Consider the following 19,573-nt stretch of genomic DNA (forward strand, 5'->3'; position numbering starts at 1 on the left):
AAAAGGAACAAGCTTTAACACAAACACAGAAAATACAAACAACAGTACAGTTGGAATGAATGAAGAAGAAAATTCAGTTAACATTTATACAGTAAACAATATTGTTAAAGTTGAGAATTTCAAAGGTGAAGTTAAGGTTTACAACTTAAGAGGAGAGGAAGTGGCCAACGCAACAAGCGAAGGACAAGTTGATTTAACAGTATCTGCTTCAGGTTATTTCATCGTAGCCGTAGTTAACAGTGGTTCAGTAAACACACAGAAAGTTTATATCAAGTAGTTTGGAGTTGAAAGTTGAAAGTTACCTGCCAGCCGGCAGGCTGGAAGGTTGGAAAGTTAAAGGTTGTGCTAGCCGTAAGTTTGGGAAGTAAGAAGACAAAAGAACAACAATTAAATCACGATATCTGTATAGATTAAAACCAAGCAGAAAAAGAACAACCTCCGATTTCCCCTCACTGAGTCAATGCAAAGGACTTGGTGAATTGTAAAGTGTGTAGATGCAACTGAGTCATCAAAGATTGACTCAGATGGGAAGAAAAGTTTATATCAAGTAGTTGGAAAGTTGAAGGTTTGAAAGTTGAAAGTTGCGTGTCAGCAGAAAAAAACTGAAAGATAAAAAGAGATTGAAACTACTTATCCTTATAATACCTGCTCTCTTTATAATATGTTCCACAATAGAGAATCAGTTCCTTGAAAAACGCCATATCATTATCGTTCAGTTTTGTAAATCGTAAACAGGATTTTCCGGGTTTATATTTTTGAATTTGTTCTTTGAACTTAATTTCCATTAAATCATTGTACATGACGTAAAAAGACAGATAGTTTTTCTTACTGGCCATGGCAAAAAGAACTTTCCCATTTAAACCATAAGTTGGCATATTGTACTTCATGCTTTCGGTCAGGTCAGGAAAAACTGCAAATAATTCTGATCTTAACCTGTGAAGAATTTCACCTCTATCTAAAGGTTGGTTCAATATGTATTCCAGTGCATTCATAAATTCTGTATTTTCAATTTATAAATATACGGAGTTCTATTGATTACTTCCGAAAAAAGAGCTGGAATTAATATTACATTTGAAGTTCGAATGATGCTTGAATGCTGAAAAAAAACACACCCATATTGACCATTATTTTCTTTACTGTATTTTTAAATGCATTTGGTTTGTCGGTGGTTTTTCCGGTTTTGGCCATGCTTTTCCTGGAACCCATTGATTCTGTTTTGGGAAAAGGATTAAGTCTGAGTCAGTCGATGATTCTTATCGGATTATTGAAAGCATCATATCCAATCTTCCAGTTTATTGGGGCGCCTATTTTAGGATCCATATCCGACCGTATTGGTCGCAGGCCTGTATTGTTATTTTCATTGCAAGGAACTATCATTGGTTATTGCCTGATTATTTATGGTATCATTTATCAGAATATTCCTTTGATTTTTGCTGGACGGATTATCGATGGTCTTACCGGGGGAAATGTGTCCGTGATTTATTCTTCTATTGGTGATATCAGCGAAAGCAAAGACAAACCCAAGCGATTTGGATTTATAGGTATGGCCTTTGGACTTGGTTTTATTGCTGGGCCCTTTGTTGGAGGAATCACATCCGATCCAACGATTCTAAACTGGTTCAATTATGCAACTCCTTTCTTTATTGGAGCCATTTTGGTATTGATTAATGCCCTTCTGATTTTATTCTATTTTCCGGAAACAAATAAGCAAAAAGTAAAAGGGAAATTGAAACTTTTTAAAGGGATGGGTGATGTTTTTGCAGTATTTCAAATGAAAGGAATCAGAAGATTATTGTTGGTATCATTCCTTTTTATACTAGCTTTTAATTTCTATACCCAGTTTTTTGATGTGTACCTGATTAGTAAGTTTGATTTTAATCAGCGTAATATTGGAAACATATTCGCCTATATTGGTGTTTGGATCGTTATAAGTCAGGGATTTATTACTGCAGGATTATCAAAGTTTGTAAAGCCACACAAGGTGCTTTATCTGTCATTATTTCTGCTCGCAATATTCATATACTTATTGATTTTGCCTGATAATAGTTCGTGGTTTCTGTTTTTATTGCCTCTTGTTTCTATTTTTCATGGCTTATCGCAGCCCAATCTGCTCAGTTTAATCTCGGATAAAAGTCCGGCTGACTTGCAGGGAAAAATGATGGGAATCAATCAGTCATTTCAATCGCTTGCCTATGCCATACCTCCTTTAATTGCGGGTTTTATTATTGTAATCAATTTGAATCTACCAATCATTTTAGCCTCAGCAATTATGTTACTGGCATGGATTATATTTATCACAATCAAAAAATTTGGAAAATAAAATATTCTATTGTTAATAGGTTTAAATGAATAAATTTGCCAAGCTAATATGAAATTGAATTGATCATGAATGTTGTAATTGCAGGTGCAGGTGCCGTAGGAATTTATCTGGCAAAAATGCTGGTTGATAACGATCATAATGTGACCATTATCGACAAGGATAAGGAAAGACTCAGAATAGCTGAATCGCATATTGATTTGATGACTGTTAAAGGCTCCTCCTCATTAATCAGCATATTAGATCAGGCAGAAGTTAACAAAGCTGATTTACTGATTGCCGTTACAAGTGATTATGATGTTAATTTCCTTACCTGTATTTTAGGAAAAAAACTAGGTGCAAAAACCACCATTGCCCGAATTGATGATGCTGAGTACCTGATTCCCTCTGAACAGGAAGTTTATAGAAATATTGGCGTGGATACCATGATTTATCCGGAGCGAATAGCTGCATTGGAAATAGTAGCTCTATTAAAGCAAACAGGAGCTACCGAAACTTTTGATTTTTCTCAGGGCAAACTTTCATTATTGCAATTACGAATTGATGAGAATGCCTTGGTATTGCACAAGACTTTGCATGAGATAATTGAGCAGGAGAAATCACTTGATTTTAGAGCTGTTGCCATTAAACGTGGAGCACAAACCATTATGCCTACTGGCACAGATGTGTTTCTTCCTGGAGATCAGGTTTATGTTATTACCAAAAAAGAAAAAATTCACCGTCTCATGGAAATAAGTGGTGTAAAGCCATTTAGTATCAGTAATATCATGATAGTAGGTGGAACCAAAATTGGTAAACGGACTGCTATAGAATTAGAGGATAGGTTCAATATCAAGTTAATTGATAAAACAATGGAGGTATGCGAAGAATTAGCCTCTGAACTTAAAAACACGCTTGTCATTAATGCTGATGGAACTGATATTGAAATGCTCAAAGATGAGGGATTAAGCAGAATGGATGCTTTTATAGCAGTAACAGATAATACAGAACTCAATATTTTTTCCTGCTTGCTAGCCAAAAGGAATGGCGTTAAGAGAACCATTGCACTCATTGAAGATATCGAATTCATCGAGCTTTCCCAGAATATTGGGGTTGATACCATCATTAATAAAAAACTGATAGCCGCCAGTTATATTCACCAGTTTACACTGGATGCTGAAATCACCTCCTCCAAATGTTTGAATGGGGTTGAAGCAGATGTTTTTGAGTTGATTGCAAAACCTAATTCAAGAATTACCAAGAAAAAAATCAAGAATCTACATTTCCCTAAAGGGGTTATCATTGGAGGGTTAGTTAGGGAAAACGAAAGTTTTATTGTGACAGGAGATACACAGGTAGAAGTTGATGATCATGTGGTCGTTTTTGCTTTACCAGCTCTGATAAATCAAATTGAACGCTTTTTTCACTAATCCTGTATGTTTGTAATTGCGAAACAGCTGAATGCATGTTGAATTTTAAACTCATACTAAATATCCTTGGTCGTTTGATCGTGTTAACGGGCTTGCTCATGTTAACCAGTGCTATTGTTTCTTTTTACTATCATTCACCGGATTTAAATGCTATACTGATTTCATCAGCCATTTGTTTAGTATCCGGTTTTCTCTTGCATATTCTGACACGGAAATCAGATCATGTTCCGGGTAAGAAAGAAGGTTATTTTATTGTGGCTAGCGGATGGCTTGTGATATCTTTTTTTGGTATGCTTCCCTATATTCTTTCTGGAGAAATCCCAAGAATAACAGATGCTTTTTTTGAAACCATGTCGGGTTTTACAACTACAGGTGCTTCCATATTAACCAATATCGAAGGAATGAGTCCTGGTTTGTTGTATTGGAGAAGCATGACTCAATGGATAGGAGGAATGGGAATTATTGTTATGACCATTGCAATAATACCCTATTTGGGCATTGGAGGTATGCAGTTATTTGTTGCTGAAGTGCCGGGTTTTGCACCTGATAAATTGCACCCACGCATTAAGGAAACAGCCAAACGATTGTGGGCAATTTATGTATTGTTTACAGTTGCTGAAATTATTTTGCTGTATGCAGGCGAAATGCCTTTGTTTGATGCCATTTGCCATTCATTTTCAACCATGGCTACAGGAGGATATTCAACTAAAAATGCCAGCATTGCGTTTTACGATTCTTCCTACATCCATTATATAATCATCCTTTTTATGTTTATTGCGGGTACCAATTTCACTCTAGCCTATTTTACATTAAAAGGTGAATTTAAAAAGGTGATTGCCAATGAAGAGTTTAAAGTTTATTCCATTGGGTTAATCATAGCAGCGGTTGTCATAGCGCTTGTTCTCGTACTTGTAATGGGATTTAAACCTTCACTTGCATTCAGAGATGGACTCTTTCAAGTTGTTTCAATTGTAACGACAACGGGATTTATTACAGCGGATTATGATCAATGGAATTTGTTTATAAAGATATTTATCCTTGCTCTTTTGTTTGTTGGTGGCTGTGCAGGATCGACTGGTGGTGCAATGAAAGTGGGCAGGCATTTATTGTTGTTTAAAAATACGATTACTGAGTTCAGGCGGATTATTCATCCACGTGCTATTATTCCGGTGAGGTATAATGGAAAAGTCGTATCACCCGATATTATGTCGAATATTCTGGCTTTCTTTTATATTTATATCATGATTTTCATCTTTTCGACTTTGTTGATGATTGCTTTAGGATTGGACTTCAATAGTGCAATTGGGTCTGTTGCTGCTACACTTGGTAATATAGGCCCTGGAATTGGACAAGTTGGTCCGACTGGTAATTATGCGCAAATACCCGAATTTGGCAAATGGTTTTTGTCTTTCCTAATGTTGGTTGGTCGTTTGGAGCTTTTTACGGTAATCATACTGTTTACAAAGGCTTTCTGGAAGAAGTAATTCCTTCCTATCTTTGAAAAGCAAACACAAATCTTTAAATCTTAATGGTTTTATTACTTATTTAATGAGCTAAAGGTGAATGAATGCGCTAATGTTATTATGGCTTGCTTTATGAAGCATCTTTTATCGATGAGAAAAATTTTATTATCAATCAGTTTCTGTTTTGCCATGCTGATAACAAATGGGCAAAATTTCCCCTCTTTTTATCAAAGTGCCTTGTTGCCAATTTTTGATGAGCATTATGAATCCTATAAAAATGCATGGGGAGGTGGACTCAAATTTCCTGTATTTTCCAGTATGGATTTAAATTTTGATGGGAAAGGTGATTTAATCTTATTGGATAGAGTGGATAATCGTATTCTCACCTTCATTTATACAGATAGTTTTAATTATCAATATCGCCCACAATATGAACAGTTTTTCCCTGCATTAAAGCGCTATATGTATTTGCGCGATTATAATGGAGATGGGCTACCTGATATTTTTGCTTTCGCTAAGGATAATAACTCCGGACTCGAGGTTTATAAAAACGTTTCAACAAAATTTAACTTGCAATTTGAAAAAGTATCAGATAAGCTGCAAGCACTTTATTTTAATACTTTTTGGTCCTTATTGTACGTAAATAGTATCGACATACCCGCCATAGAAGATATGGATGGAGATGGTGATTTGGATATTTTGACATTCGGGGTTATCGGTCAACATTTAGAGTATTATGAGAATTTATCCATGGAGCTGTATGGTATTCCTGACAGTTTTTACTATGAATATGCAGATGCCTGCTGGGGTAAATTTAAGGAAGATGAGCTAACAAATAATATTACACTTGGTTCCAGTTGTGGCGCTGTCCGATCCAATCCAAAACGTCATGCAGGTTCTACTAGCTTGGTCATAGATTTGGATGCAGATAATGATTGGGATTTGTTATTGGGCGATGTGAGTTATCCAGCGTATTATGCATTAATCAATGGTAAAAATGATTTTTCATGGCCACTAGATAGTATGATTTCAATAGATAATCATTTTCCTTCTGATGATAGCTCCGTTTTTATTAAGAATATGCCAGCTGGTTTTTTCCTGGATGTAAATAGCGATGGCCAAAAGGATTTAATCATGAGTCCACAAGGGATGGAGACGATTGATACCTTTCAGTCTCTTAATCAAATTTGGCTTTATCGCAATGATGGGCAGAATAATAAACCCGATTTTAAATTCAAAATGAATGATTTTTTACAGAAGGATATGATTGATTTGGGAGGTCGAACTTCACCATCATTTTTTGATTATGATCAGGATGGTGATTTAGATCTATTTGTCAGCACTATTGGAGACTTTGACCAAAGCTACTATCAACATGATCGATTAGTTCTGTACAAGAATAAAGGAACAAAATCGAATCCTGAGTTTCATTTAGAGGATAAGGATTATCTGCATTTGTCTACTCTTAATTTGCGTGGAATAAAAGCCGCATTTGGGGATTTAGATGGAGATGGAGATCTGGATTTATTGCTTGGAAAAGCAGATGGGAAACTCATTTATTTTAAAAACACAGCACTAAGCGGGCAAATTGCAAGCTTTAGCTGGGTCACAAACTCCTATCAAAACATAGATGTAGGCGAATTTAGTTCCCCTTGTATATTTGATGTAAATGGCGATTTATTAAACGATTTAATTATAGGAGAACAATACGCTAGTTTGAAATATTATCGAAACAAGGGAACTTTATCAAATCCAATATTTGCTCTTGAGCAAGATACTTTTGGTCAAGTAAATTTTGATTTATTCTTGCGCCAATATTCATCACCTGCTGTTTACGATTTAAACAACAACCAAAAAGACGATTTGATTATTTCCACTCGAGATCAAAACATTTATTATGTGGCCGACTTTCAGGATCATTTGAACGATAGCTTTCATCTTCAGTCTTTATCAATTCGAGATTCAGTAAATGGTCGCTCAGTAAATACGCTTATTGGGCATCGACTTTCTGTTGCTTTTGCTGATTTATTTGATACGAAGAATATCGATTTAATAATTGGCAGCGATAGGGGTGGATTACTCTATTATTCAACTCAATACGACTCGGTAAATATATCATTAGCCGAAACAAAAAAATCGACCCAAGATTTCCATGTTGATGTTTATCCCAATCCCTTTACCAGCTTTATTAATATCCGCTTTATAGGGATGAATACAGATTATGCGATAGATATAAAAGATGTCAATGGGAAAATAATTCATCAGGAAAGCATTTCCGTAAGCGATTATTATAGCATGCAATTGCCTGACATGAAAAAAGGTTTTTATATACTGAGTATAATTAATAAACAGAATGAAACCGTTTATCGGCAGAAAATAATAAAAATTGATTAACAAGGTTACATTTCCTTGCTGAAAAACACTAATGATAAAAGTAATAAACAGCTTATAAGCGTTAAATTCAAATTTTAAAAATTGGTTCTATGATGTTCAGGAAACTTCTATTTCTTATTATAATAGCAACTACTCCATTAATTGTTATTAGTCAACAATTCCCAAAATACTATCAAAGCAATATTATTGAGGTTTACGATAGCAATAATGCATTATTTGTTAATCCTTTTGGAGGTGGATTGAAATTTCCAGTTTTTGCCAGTTTTCATTTAAATAGTGATAATAAAGCTGATTTAGTTATTCTCGATAAAGTGGATAATAGAATATTGACCTTTATTAACGAGGGCAATATGAAATATACCTATCGTCCTGAATTTGAAAGATTTTTCCCCGATTCTTTGGTTAGTTTCCTCGTTTTTAAAGATTATGATAATGATGGTAAAAACGATTTGTTCACCTATTCAAATGTATCGGGTGCTGGAATATCTGTTTATAAGAATACCAGCAATCAAATAGATGGAATCAGGTTTGAAATGGCTAGCGAGCAATTGATTACTTATGACTGGGGAAATTATCAGTTTTCTTACAATTTGCCTCTCTTTCAGGTAGATATGCCTGCCATTATTGATATGGATGAGGACGGTGATTTGGATATGTTGATTTTTGATGAGTTAGGAGGTTCGTGGTTGAAACTGTACAACAATATGTCGGTGGAATTATGTGGAAATGCCAACGCATTACTTTTTACAAGCATTGACCATTATTGGGGAGAATTTTACGAAAGTGACAACACCAACGAGGTTACCCTGAACCAAAAGTATAATTGGGGTTATCGTTATTATAAGCAGAATTATGATTCTCTAAAAGCGATTTGGGATATTGATTCAATTTGTAATCCTGATATTGGATTGAAACCAGACAGAATAAAAGAGTCGAATTATAGGACACCAAAGCGACACATTGGATCCACCATTCTTGCTGAAGACATGGATGATGATGATGATATAGATCTTCTAGTAGGCGATATCGGTTATTCAGGTATTTTGATGCTTGAAAATGGAAAATCCGATAGTAATTTGGCTTTCAATAAAATTATTAGTAACAATTTGCATTTTCCATTAAGCTCAAAAGAGGTCGATATTCCACAAATGCCAGCATCGTATTATATTGATATTGATTTGGATGGAGTGAAAGATATGGTATTTGCACCTTATGATATGGATGAAATTGATACGTTCAAAAGCTTAAATCAAATTTGGCTGTATCTGAACAAGGGAAGCAATAATAATCTTGATTTGAAATATGAAAGCAATAATTTTTTGCAACATGAAATGATTGATTTGGGAGGAGCTACTTCTCCTGCTTTTTGTGATTATGACCATGATGGCGATCAGGATTTGTTTGTTATCAGTAAAGGCGACTTTCATCAAACATATTATCAGGCTGATCAGTTGTATTTATTTGAGAACATTGGAAATGGTGATAATGCCATTTTTAAAATGATTAATAATGATTATTTAAGCTTGTCAACCTATAAATATCGAGGCCTTAAACCTGCTTTTGCTGATGTTGATTCAGATGGAGATCAGGATTTATTTTTTGGTAGAATCAATGGCAAACTTATGTATTTTGAAAATAAAGCAGCAAGTGGTCAGGTTGCAAGTTTTCAATTACAAACCATCGATTATCAGTCTATTGATGTAGGTGATTACAGTGCACCTGCTTTTGCTGATTTAAATAACGATAGCCTTGTTGATATGATAATAGGTGAAAAAAGAGGAGTAATATACTATTACCAAAATACAGGTACTACATCCAATCCTGTTTTTACACTAACTTCTTCTAAACTGGGCAATATTGATTTTCCTTCTTCTGAAGTATTTTTAAGTCCTGTTTTAGGTGATATTGACAGCAACGGAGCCATCGATTTAATTCTGGGTGCACAGGTTTTTGAATTGTTTTATCAATATACCGGGGGTAAATTATATTTTTATCCTGATATAAGTAATGATCTGACAGCTACATTTGAGTTAAAGGATTCCATTTTACTTGACTCAGAATCCAAACAACCGCTGATAAGGTCGGTAGGTCACAATGTTAGTCCGGCAATTGCCAAGCTTGATGGAGATCAGTTTCCAGATATTATTTGTGGAGGTAAACGCGGAGGATTGACACTTTTTAATACGAACCACTCACTTTTTACAGTTATTACTGCTAACAAAGAGTTAACCATTTGTCCGGGCGATAGCATTACATTACATGCAGGAGCAGGCTTTGATAAATATGAATGGAATACAGGTGAGACCAGTGCGAGCGTTACAGTTGATTCTGCTTTCACCTATAGTTGCAAGGTAACCAAGGGAATTGTTTCCTATACAGCCTATATAACAATCAATGTGCATAGCGGTATTTTAGATGCTGAGTTTGATTATGATATTGATGAACGAAAGGTTGACTTTAGTTTAAAAAACCTTCAAATAAAATCTGTTCATTGGGATTTTGGTGATGGAGCATATACTTTGGATGAGAATAACCCTTCTCACACCTATACTCAGCAAGGAACCTATGTGGTTTGTATGAGTGTAAAAGATGTTTGCGGAGGAATTGATAAGGAGTGTAAAAGCATATTTGTTCAATCTTCAGTTAACGAAATCAAAGAATTTGGAATCAAGTTATATCCAAATCCTTTTTCAAACTATTTGATGTTAGAATCAAGCGAGATAAATATCGATGGTTTTGAAGTTATTCTGACGGATATGTTGGGAAAGGTTAACTTTAGAAAAATATTGAATCAAAACTCTTTGCAATATCTTGATTTGTCGGAAATTCCTTCAGGAATGTATATTGTACAGGTTTTAAACAAGGAAAAGCAAGAGAAAAGCTACAAGCGGATTCTGAAATACTAAGAAATTATAATTTCTTCATGAATTCAGCTCCTTTTGTCAAAAAGGCGTCAAGTTCTTTCAGGTTTAATATCCATTTGTTGGTTTGAATGGCAACAAAATCATTTCCCACTAATTCAGGAATCACACTCTGAGAATTATGGATTGTGATTAACTCAAGTGGCATGACTGTTTTGGCTACTTGTAAAAATTCGGTAATCGTTTTTGAATTAACGAAAGTTGGGTTAGTTTCTTTGCTATTGGTGAATATGGAAACTTTTTTGTCGATGGAATCGAAACCCGTTTTATATCTTTTTTTAATGCTGAACATATCAAACCAATCACGTTTGATTATTTTTATTTCATGCTTACAATCTGCTATTTTTAAGAAAAAACCGCAATATGATTTACTCGTATATGCTTTTGGAGAAAAGGAATCGTAAAAAATAAAATAAAGATCTTTTTTTACTTCATTGAAATCAAAGACTACATATTTTGTTGCTAAAAATCGATCTCCTGTAACTAGTAGATGATCTTTTCTTTTTGAACTGGAATAGTGTTTAATTCCTTTTTTGTTCGCAAAATTCTCTAACAATTGGATTGATGTTGTTTCAGTCATGCTATTGGATTAATCAATTTCAAATGTACAATAAAATTTAGATCATATCGGATTTATTAGCATGTTAATGATGCATGTGTTCCTTAATCATTAAACAGAAAGAACCCTAGCCCACCAGGGTCTCGGATGATGATATTGTCTGCAATATTTTCTTTATTGAAATAGGTGATTTCTTCGGTTATGGGGATTTTGATTTTCCTGATATGATCGATTATCTCCATGTTTTTCTCTCCATTAAAATAGGTTAATGAAGGATTGAAAAATAAATGAGGACAAGCCAAAGGACGCATCAAACTAATGGTTAAATTATCTGTATTTTTCAAGCTTATCCATCCTTCACCCAGTGATCCCATGCTGGTTGAGAATCCAAGTTTTTGCCAAATTTCAAAGGATAATTCCATATCCATAGTTTCCAAACTCAAGCCAGCTGAGTTTCCAAGTGCAGATGGTTTAATTTGAGCTAGATCCATATCAATAATTGACTGGCTTTCGATTAAATATATCCAACATCCACTGGGATCGGCAAGTGCAAATCCATCTGTAATTTTAATAACTTTAGTTATCTTTTCCAGCTCTAAAACCATCTCTTTCCAATCGGGGCTAAATAGCTTTACACCTGCCCGGGCATATCGGTCAGTATTAATTTCTATGACCACTGTGCCATCTGAAACTATTGTTGGATTATTAGTTGACAGAACTTCAAAATCAAGTTTCTCATAAAATGCAATACTATCAGATAGGGAAGGAGTAGGGCTTAATATACATGTGTTCATTTCATTCTGTTTTCAATTTTTTATAAGCCAAATATTCAGCTAAATTCCATGATAAGATTGACTTATTTCCCCATTTTGTAATGAATTCAGTTTGCCTTTTTTCAATAGCAGCAACATATTCTTCAGGTGTCATATAACGAGCCCTAAAATTATACTTTTCTTTTTGAATCATATTTAGCTGATTCAATTCTTCCAATGTTTTATCCAAATAGGGCAGTGCTTTATCGGAAAGTGTGGCCATGTAATCAAGATGAAGAAAACTTTCAGTGGACTTTTTGAAATTGTATTTAGCAATTATGACATCCCAGTTAATACTGGAACTAATAAGCAAAATGATTAGCAATGCCAGCGAATTGGTTCGGAATAAATAAAAAGTAGATTTTTTCTTTTTTACTTTAAGGATTACGGTAAGCAAACCAAAAAGTGTGAGAATCAGGAATATAAAAACGCCAATGCGTTTATAAGCTAAAGCAAAATGACTAATATAAATAAAGTTGCGAATGGCAACAGAAATTACAAGAAAAGCATTTTGTGCTAACCAAATGTAACTCAAGTAGGTGAGGAACTTATTTCGGGAGTAAAAATTCAAATTGGCTCGGAAGAAGAATAGAACAATTCCCATGGAAATTATGATAGATAATATGAGCAAATAGGTGCCTTCGTGAACAAATTGTTTTAAATATTGTCCTTCATACTCAAAATTTAGCCACACCCAATAAACATCCATGCAATTGAGCAATAGAATTAAAATGTTTAATGCAAATAATAAAAAGATGGCAGCTTTGTATTCATTTTTCAAGGCATTCATACGAAAGTGAATGACCTTCTTTGTTCTGGTTCTTAGCAACTTATCGCTGCTGTTTTTATCTTTTTCAGCTATCCATTTATTTTTGATTCTGATAAGGAGAAAACTACTGATTAATAATCCTATCAGAAATGTCAATAGAATTAAAAAATCGAAGTCTTGAAACACATAAATCCAGGCATCTGAAATAGCTTCACCTACTTTGGTAATCATTTTTTCAAAAACAGGATTGCTGGCCTTATAAATAAAAATGAAAACAATTATAAGCACAATAGGCACCAGAAAAATGCTCAAATTTCTGAAGATACGAAGTGGTTTTGTGCCTTTTTTTTCTTGTCCTCCTAATTTCTCAAAAAATTGAATTTGAGCATGTAGCAATGAATTTAGGCCTAGCACAAAAGCATGTATTAATGATTTTACTTCTGGGTATATTAAACTGCCAATAAAAAGGATAAGGGAGATAAAATGAATGATATAGCCAAAGACCGAATAGCAAATGACTGAGAAAATCAAACTGGTTATCAGGCTCAGTCCGCAAATAATTTGACTAAAGCTTGAGGATTTAAATTGTTTAGTAATGAGCAACCATACAATGAAAATGATTTCGAAAACAAGTAGATTGAGCCCTAATGCTTGTTTATGAAAGAGGGTGGTTATTATTATTGCAGCAATAAGAACTTGAAGTAATGGTTTTTTATTAATCATAGACCTGATATAGATGAATATGAACTAAACGCAATTTAAGTATGAAAATTATTCTCAACCTAAAATAAACGATTCTGTTCCTTAAGCTTTTTTTGTATCAATAATATCCCGTAGGGATTAAATAGTTTTATAATTTCAAAGGAACACGAACTAAACCCCGTTTGGGGTGATATAAAATTATATCGTTTAGTTATTTGGAAAATTATTTAATACAGACATCATCCATACTTCGTCCCTACAGGACAGAAAACCAATAAAACTAAAATCTATATGAATAAACAATAAAACGTTTATCCTGTATTAAACCACTGACGAATTAATCGTAATACCCATCATATTTAGGCTACCAATTCACAGAAATTTCACTGGACTTCAAAAAACGTATCTGTAAATTTGTGGCAATTTTCACATCATTAGGTACAATAGCACATTTTCAAGAAAGGTAATAGATTATTTAAGCTTTCAAAACAGGGGAAAGGGGTAAAGCTGTGTTAATAATTATCTTCCTTAACTTGCATATAGGCTTTTGGATGAAGGCAGGCTGGACAATTTTCTAAAGCTTTTTCAGATTCATATATATAACCACAATTTATGCACTTCCACCAGACTTTTCCTTCCTTCATAAATACACGGTCTTCCGAAATATTTTGAAGAAGTTTCAGGTATCTTTTTTCATGCTCAGCTTCTACTTTTGCAATCATTTTAAAAGCGGCAGCTACCTCCTTAAAACCTTCTTCTTTGGCAATTGCTGCAAAAGCTGGATACAAATCGGTCCATTCTTCGTTTTCACCTTCAGCTGCTGCTTTCAGGTTTTCAGTAGTTGTTCCAATTATTCCTGCAGGAAACATAGCTGTTATTTCGACCATTCCTCCTTCCAAAAATTTAAAGAATCGTTTGGCGTGTTCTTTTTCCTGTGCTGCTGTTTCCATGAAAATAGCAGCAATTTGTTCGTATCCTTCTTTTTTTGCCACTTTTGCAAAGAATTCATATCGGTTTCTTGCTTGTGATTCTCCGGCAAATGCTTTGAGTAAATTTTGCTCTGTTCTACTTCCTTTAATTGTGTTTGTCATATTTGATATTTTTTTCAAATTTCTATAAAATCTTCTTTTTCTGCTCCGCAAATTGGACATTCATAATGTTTATCCAAATCGTTGAATTTAACTTTTTCTTTGCCTTCATCATAAATATGATTGCAGACCACGCATTTAAATTTTTTATTGTCACCTGATGGAACCTTTTTTTCAAGTTTTGATTTATCGATATAGGTGGGTGCATTTTTGGGAGCAATTCCTTTTTTAATGCTCCGATAATATTCATAGGTAATTGGTTCAAAATCGCTCTTGATAATTTGTGCATCAACAAGTTCACCGATGAAAAGCCAATGTGTGCCTACATCTATTTTATCGACCAATTTAAACTCAAAGTAGGCCACCGAATCATTTAAAACAATGGGGGTGTTGGTTATTCCATACTTGATATCTAAGCCGGAAAATTTGTCTCCATCCCGACCACTTTTGTAACCAAATCGTCCAAATAATTCAGGAGCAGTTTGCTGATGTAATACTGAAACTGAAAAGTGTTTATTTTCCTCAATAAATGCACTTGAATAATTATCCTTATTGCAGGAAGTAGCGAATTTGGCTGGTTCAGAGGTAAGTTGAAAAAAAGTATTTGCAATGTATCCATTCCCGTTATTTTGATCTCCGGAACAAATAATATATAAGCCATAACTGACTTTAAAAAGTGCTTCAAAATTGATCATTTCACAAATTTAATAATTTTATAAATCATTGCAGTAAGTGTAACAAAGTCTACACAAAGTTTATGTTTTTTACCAAGATAAACATTCTTCGTATTTATATTTAGTGTAATTGTTTTATAGCAAATAGATAGCGCCAAGCGACACTATAATGAGGAGCATGGAAATGCTGTAGTAAAGCAAAATTTTGCTGTGTTTATCCCTGTCAGTGCCTGATTTGCTGGAAAATATCAACCCAAGGTTAGCAATAAAAAGAGCAAATATCATCAAAACAATGTGTTCAATTGGCCATAATCGTTTGGAAACCACTAATTCCTCATTGCCGGTTCCAATATAATTAAAGCCCTGAAAAGATCCGAAATTTGTAAATAAAATCAATCCGAAAATCAGTTGTAGATACATGTTGACCAAAAAGACGTACGAAAGAATTTTGTCGAGTTGAGAATAAGAAATTGATTTAGTAATGCCTTTAATTGATCGATAAATTAGCCATACTGCTGCTATCAAAAAAGTTACACTAATAACGCTATGTATGTGTTTAACGATGGGATATAAATTAATCGGATTAATATCCAATAAAGTCATATTAGATTTTGTTTGGTTTGTTATGCATAAACAAAGATACTTATTCCCATCGTATTGACTAGTCAACTTTTATTCAGTATAGAATTGATTATTGTATAAAAAAAAAGAACCAAGGCCTTAAGACATGAAAAAGGACTTGATTCTTGATTTTTTCTAGATTAAAAAATGATGGAGGTTCTTCAATCTATTATTCTCGAACAAATTATATAACTCTAAACACCTACAATTTTAGAGCAAACATTCTGAAGATAATCTGAAGTTGAAAAAAAATTAATGTTTAATCTTTATTCTACCACTTACATTTTTATTGTATTATCATTCATATTAAGGCCACAGATTCTCAGAAATTTCACTAGCCTCCAAAAAACAAATCTGGAAATCTGTGGCAATTTTTACATCATAGGTGCAATAGTGGATATTCAAATCATATTAGAAAACATCATATATATTGCGTCCCTACAGGACTTTTCATGATGCCATTTGATGTACTACAGTCATTTTGTCCCTACAGGACAGAAAACCAATAAAACTAAATTCTATATGAATAAACTTTAATAATGCTTTGATTTTAACGTATATCCTTTATTTTACCACCGACATATTTATTGTAATATCATTCATATTAAGGCCACAGATTCTCAGAAATTTCACTAGCCTCCAAAAAACAAATCTGGAAATCTGTGGCAATTTTTACATCATAGGTGCATTAGTGGATATTCAATTATTTTTTTTTAGTGGACAATCACTTGTTTGCAGAAGAAGTTTTTCCTGTTGTATTAAAATGTACGCCTATCGAATGCAACGATTGGTTGTATTGATATGAAATGCTATAATGGTAAACTTCTGCTATTTTTTGCACAATAGAAAGGCCCAAGCCTAGAGATTCAGATGATTCAGATGATTTGTAAAAACGTTTGAAAAGCTTTTCTTCCTGAAGTTCTTGATTAATCCCCGTATTCGAAATGATTAAGCTGTCTTTTGATATATCAATAATTAGTTTTCCTTTGTTAATATTATGTCTGATGGCATTTTTTATCAGATTTGAAAATAGAATATCTGCTAAGTAGGGATTTATGAGTAAAATGCAATCTTCAGTTTTATGAATTTCAATTGTAATATTTTTCGATTGAATTAAATCCTCCAATAGTTCTAACTGCTTGTTTATAATAAGTTCTGGGCTTACGCTCGTTGATTCGGGAAATTGTCTGTTTTCAATTTTGGTTAACAATAAAAGTGCTTTGTTGAGCCTCGATAATCGATTAGAGGCATCATAAGTGTCGGCTACAGATTTTAATTGTTTGTCACTTAAATCCCCAGATTGGAGTAAAACCTCCATTTTTGAATTAATAATAGCCAGTGGAGTCTGGATTTCATGTGAAGCATTTTCGGTGAATTCCTTTAAATTAATGTAATCGTTCTCTATTTTGTTTGTCATTCGTTGTACAGCCAGATTTAAATCTTCAAATTCTTTTACATCTGAATGTTTGAGTGCAAGTTCTGTTTTGTTGGTTACATCATAACTACTAAGTTTTTCAATCGTATCATAAAATACTTTCCATGCAAATCGGGATGTGAAATTATTCATTATCAGTAATGTAAGAATGACTAGAATAACCAAAATAGTCATTATCAAAAATATTCGTATAATGAGATTGTCAGTTTCTTCTAAGGATTTGAAAATCTGAATATAGAATTTTTCATCACCAACAGTGGCTATAAAACCCAATTGCCGATAGGGTGTGAATTTGCTTACATTGTGATCGAAGATTACCGTGTCGCTAAAGTAAAGGTCTGGATAGCTTGCATTTGTAATTTTTGTTAATTCTATCCTTTCATTCTGATTAGGAGGAAGTGCGTTCCCAATGTGCGCAGAAGTAATTGATTCAATGATATTATTTTTTCTTTTATCAAGCTCAACATTGATATTTTTATTAACCTGAACGCGTAAAAGAAAGTAGAAAAGGAAAATTCCAACCAAGAAAACAAACAGAGAGATAGAAAGGAAATTTAAGCTGGTTTTGGTTAAAAGTTTCATTGATTTGTTTTTCCCGGATCGTGAAATGTTTATACTTTTTCAGCCTCAAATTTATAACCTACACGATAAACAGTTTTAATATAATCGGAGCAGGAAGCAGAAATCAGTTTTTTTCGAAGGTTTTTAATGTGGGTATAAATGAAGTCAAATGAATCGGCTGAATCCATATAATCGCCCCAAAGGTGTTCGGCAAGGCCTGTTTTTGTAATGACTTTATTTTTGTTGGCGATAAAAAACTGTAAAAGATCGTACTCTTTGCTTGTTAAAATCAATTCCTTTTCATGGATAAAAACTTTAAACTCATCCGGTAATAGCCTGATCTCATTAAAAATTATTTCATTATTTCCACTAAAATTAATTCTTCGGTTTATAGATTTAAGCTGGGCATTGAGCTCAGATAAATGGAATGGCTTGGTTAAGTAGCTATCAGCTCCTATTTCTAATCCTTCAATTCTGTTTTCCAAAGAGTTTCTTGCTGAAATAATAATGATTCCGTTTGAAATATTTTTTTCTTTGATATAGCTGATTAAATCGAGTCCACTACCATCGGGTAAATTGATATCCACCACTATACTTTCATATGCATGAGAATCTATCTTTTCTTTAGCTTGCTTAAAGTCGTAGGCAAGTTCGCAGATATGTCCCTCTTCTTCCAGGTATTCCTCAATTGAATTTGCCAGATTTACCTCGTCTTCAATAATTAAAATTTTCATAAGCGAATAGATGTCGTACAAGCAAAATTATCGATTAAATAATCCTTAAAATATATTTTTGAAAAATAAACGTTTACCTTTATTATACCACAAACATATTTGCTGTAATACCATTCATCTTTAAGCCACAGATTTACAGATATTTCAATAGTTTACTGATAACAAATCAGTTAATCTGTGGTAATTTTCACATCATAGGTACAATAGCGGATATTCGAATCATATTATGAAACGAGCATGAGTTTAAGTTTACACAAACAAGGAAATGACTATATGCGAGTTCCCTGCTAGAAGTCAGGCTGGCATATGACCTTTTAAAATAATTATAGACATATGAAACGAGCATGAGTAAAAATTTCCACAAACAAGGAAATGATTATAATGCGAATTCCATCTGACAACTAAAAAACAATTATAAACAGATTAAAACATCATCTATATTTCGTCCCTACAGGACTTTTCATGCTATCATTTAATTTTTCTACAATCATTTTGTCCCTACAGGACAGAAATCCCATAAATCTGAAAATCTGTGGCAATTTCTACATCATAGGTACAATAGCGGATATTCGAATCATATTATGAAACGAGCATGAGTTTAAGTTTACACACACACCTGTGTGCTGAAACACTTCGGTGTGCAGGCATAAGGAAATGACTATATGCGAGTTCCCTGCCAGAAGTCAGGCTGGCATATGACCTTTTAAAACAATTATAAACAGATGAAAACATCATCTATATTTCGTCCCTACAGGACTTTTCATGCTATCATTTAATTTTTATACAATCATTTTGTCCCTACAGGACAGAAACCCCATAAATCTGAAAATCTGTGGCAATTTCTACATTATAAGTGCAGTAACGAACAATCATTCATAAACCGAACAAGACAAAAAAAAGGCTGACCGAAATTAAATTTCAGCCAGCCTGTCGTCTCAAGCTAACTCTCTACCAGATAATTACCTTTTTTGAGTAGGAATTATCATCATTTTCTACCTGAACAACATAATAGCCAATCGCTAGGTTCAAATCTATTTTAGTATAAAAATCGGTTGTTTGTGTTTGGTATACTTCTTTTCCATTTAAACTGAAAATACGGATCGAATGATTAGTA

General features: G+C 33.6%; 16 protein-coding genes. 6 read left to right on the forward strand and 10 right to left on the reverse strand.

Going from position 1 to position 19,573, the window contains the following annotated elements; all coding sequences use genetic code 11:
* A partial coding sequence (locus HOG71_15780; GenBank protein ID MBT5992308.1) for a hypothetical protein occupies window positions 1–277 on the forward strand: 277 nt, incomplete at its 5' end.
* 349 nt (window positions 278–626) lie between these two features.
* On the opposite strand, the gene HOG71_15785 is transcribed toward HOG71_15780, so the two are convergent.
* A complete protein-coding gene (locus tag HOG71_15785) occupies window positions 627–992 on the reverse strand; it encodes a DUF1801 domain-containing protein (GenBank protein MBT5992309.1) in 366 nt (121 codons plus the stop codon).
* 101 nt (window positions 993–1,093) lie between these two features.
* Between HOG71_15785 and HOG71_15790 the strand changes: the two genes are divergently transcribed.
* The 5 genes from HOG71_15790 to HOG71_15810 all read left to right on the forward strand — a co-directional run bounded on the left by HOG71_15790 (window position 1,094) and on the right by HOG71_15810 (window position 10,489).
* On the forward strand, window positions 1,094–2,320 hold the full coding sequence (locus HOG71_15790) for an MFS transporter (protein MBT5992310.1): 1,227 nt from the start codon (window positions 1,094–1,096) through the stop codon (window positions 2,318–2,320).
* A 65-nt stretch (window positions 2,321–2,385) separates the two neighbouring features.
* Window positions 2,386–3,726 (forward strand): Trk system potassium transporter TrkA, encoded by a 1,341-nt coding sequence (gene trkA / locus HOG71_15795; protein ID MBT5992311.1) that lies wholly within the window; start codon window positions 2,386–2,388, stop codon window positions 3,724–3,726.
* 35 nt (window positions 3,727–3,761) lie between these two features.
* The gene (locus HOG71_15800; protein MBT5992312.1) at window positions 3,762–5,210 is read left to right on the forward strand and encodes a TrkH family potassium uptake protein; all 1,449 of its coding nucleotides are present in this window, start codon (window positions 3,762–3,764) and stop codon (window positions 5,208–5,210) included.
* 129 nt (window positions 5,211–5,339) lie between these two features.
* Window positions 5,340–7,583: a T9SS type A sorting domain-containing protein gene (locus tag HOG71_15805; GenBank protein MBT5992313.1), complete on the forward strand. Its 2,244-nt coding sequence runs from the start codon at window positions 5,340–5,342 to the stop codon at window positions 7,581–7,583.
* Between the two features lie 89 nt (window positions 7,584–7,672).
* Complete coding sequence (locus HOG71_15810; protein MBT5992314.1) at window positions 7,673–10,489, forward strand: PKD domain-containing protein; 2,817 nt, start codon at window positions 7,673–7,675, stop codon at window positions 10,487–10,489.
* A 4-nt stretch (window positions 10,490–10,493) separates the two neighbouring features.
* Here the strand turns inward: HOG71_15810 and HOG71_15815 are convergent, their stop codons facing one another.
* From HOG71_15815 to HOG71_15855, 9 genes are all read right to left on the reverse strand, one after another.
* Complete coding sequence (locus HOG71_15815) at window positions 10,494–11,084, reverse strand: hypothetical protein (GenBank protein MBT5992315.1); 591 nt, start codon at window positions 11,082–11,084, stop codon at window positions 10,494–10,496.
* 83 nt (window positions 11,085–11,167) lie between these two features.
* Window positions 11,168–11,857 carry a hypothetical protein gene (locus HOG71_15820; GenBank protein ID MBT5992316.1) on the reverse strand — a complete coding sequence of 230 codons (690 nt, stop codon included), beginning with the start codon at window positions 11,855–11,857 and terminating at the stop codon, window positions 11,168–11,170.
* 1 nt (window position 11,858) lies between these two features.
* Window positions 11,859–13,367: a DUF4173 domain-containing protein gene (locus HOG71_15825; protein ID MBT5992317.1), complete on the reverse strand. Its 1,509-nt coding sequence runs from the start codon at window positions 13,365–13,367 to the stop codon at window positions 11,859–11,861.
* Window positions 13,368–13,858: 491 nt separating this feature from the next.
* A complete protein-coding gene (locus HOG71_15830) occupies window positions 13,859–14,437 on the reverse strand; it encodes a rubrerythrin family protein (protein ID MBT5992318.1) in 579 nt (192 codons plus the stop codon).
* 14 nt (window positions 14,438–14,451) lie between these two features.
* Complete coding sequence (locus tag HOG71_15835; protein ID MBT5992319.1) at window positions 14,452–15,129, reverse strand: High molecular weight rubredoxin; 678 nt, start codon at window positions 15,127–15,129, stop codon at window positions 14,452–14,454.
* A gap of 114 nt (window positions 15,130–15,243) precedes the next feature.
* Entirely contained in the window at window positions 15,244–15,711 is a 468-nt protein-coding gene (locus HOG71_15840) for a hypothetical protein (protein MBT5992320.1), read from the reverse strand.
* A 742-nt stretch (window positions 15,712–16,453) separates the two neighbouring features.
* On the reverse strand, window positions 16,454–17,746 hold the full coding sequence (locus tag HOG71_15845) for a HAMP domain-containing histidine kinase (GenBank protein MBT5992321.1): 1,293 nt from the start codon (window positions 17,744–17,746) through the stop codon (window positions 16,454–16,456).
* Between the two features lie 29 nt (window positions 17,747–17,775).
* Window positions 17,776–18,459 carry a response regulator transcription factor gene (locus HOG71_15850; protein MBT5992322.1) on the reverse strand — a complete coding sequence of 228 codons (684 nt, stop codon included), beginning with the start codon at window positions 18,457–18,459 and terminating at the stop codon, window positions 17,776–17,778.
* Between the two features lie 948 nt (window positions 18,460–19,407).
* Window positions 19,408–19,573, reverse strand: a 166-nt coding sequence (locus tag HOG71_15855; GenBank protein ID MBT5992323.1) for a T9SS type A sorting domain-containing protein, incomplete at its 5' end; no start/stop codon positions are given.

The organism is Bacteroidota bacterium (genome assembly GCA_018698135.1).
Classification (GTDB): domain Bacteria; phylum Bacteroidota; class Bacteroidia; order CAILMK01; family JAAYUY01; genus JABINZ01.

What these genes read in the sequence shown, in the direction of transcription:
- HOG71_15785 (MBT5992309.1), bottom strand. Translation starts at nt 992, where the DNA reads ATGAATGCACTGGAATACATATTGAACCAACCTTTAGATAGAGGTGAA.
- HOG71_15790 (MBT5992310.1), top strand. Translation starts at nt 1,094, where the DNA reads ATGCTGAAAAAAAACACACCCATATTGACCATTATTTTCTTTACTGTA.
- trkA (MBT5992311.1), top strand. Translation starts at nt 2,386, where the DNA reads ATGAATGTTGTAATTGCAGGTGCAGGTGCCGTAGGAATTTATCTGGCA.
- HOG71_15800 (MBT5992312.1), top strand. Translation starts at nt 3,762, where the DNA reads ATGTTGAATTTTAAACTCATACTAAATATCCTTGGTCGTTTGATCGTG.
- HOG71_15805 (MBT5992313.1), top strand. Translation starts at nt 5,340, where the DNA reads ATGAGAAAAATTTTATTATCAATCAGTTTCTGTTTTGCCATGCTGATA.
- HOG71_15810 (MBT5992314.1), top strand. Translation starts at nt 7,673, where the DNA reads ATGATGTTCAGGAAACTTCTATTTCTTATTATAATAGCAACTACTCCA.
- HOG71_15815 (MBT5992315.1), bottom strand. Translation starts at nt 11,084, where the DNA reads ATGACTGAAACAACATCAATCCAATTGTTAGAGAATTTTGCGAACAAA.
- HOG71_15820 (MBT5992316.1), bottom strand. Translation starts at nt 11,857, where the DNA reads ATGAACACATGTATATTAAGCCCTACTCCTTCCCTATCTGATAGTATT.
- HOG71_15825 (MBT5992317.1), bottom strand. Translation starts at nt 13,367, where the DNA reads ATGATTAATAAAAAACCATTACTTCAAGTTCTTATTGCTGCAATAATA.
- HOG71_15830 (MBT5992318.1), bottom strand. Translation starts at nt 14,437, where the DNA reads ATGACAAACACAATTAAAGGAAGTAGAACAGAGCAAAATTTACTCAAA.
- HOG71_15835 (MBT5992319.1), bottom strand. Translation starts at nt 15,129, where the DNA reads ATGATCAATTTTGAAGCACTTTTTAAAGTCAGTTATGGCTTATATATT.
- HOG71_15840 (MBT5992320.1), bottom strand. Translation starts at nt 15,711, where the DNA reads ATGACTTTATTGGATATTAATCCGATTAATTTATATCCCATCGTTAAA.
- HOG71_15845 (MBT5992321.1), bottom strand. Translation starts at nt 17,746, where the DNA reads ATGAAACTTTTAACCAAAACCAGCTTAAATTTCCTTTCTATCTCTCTG.
- HOG71_15850 (MBT5992322.1), bottom strand. Translation starts at nt 18,459, where the DNA reads ATGAAAATTTTAATTATTGAAGACGAGGTAAATCTGGCAAATTCAATT.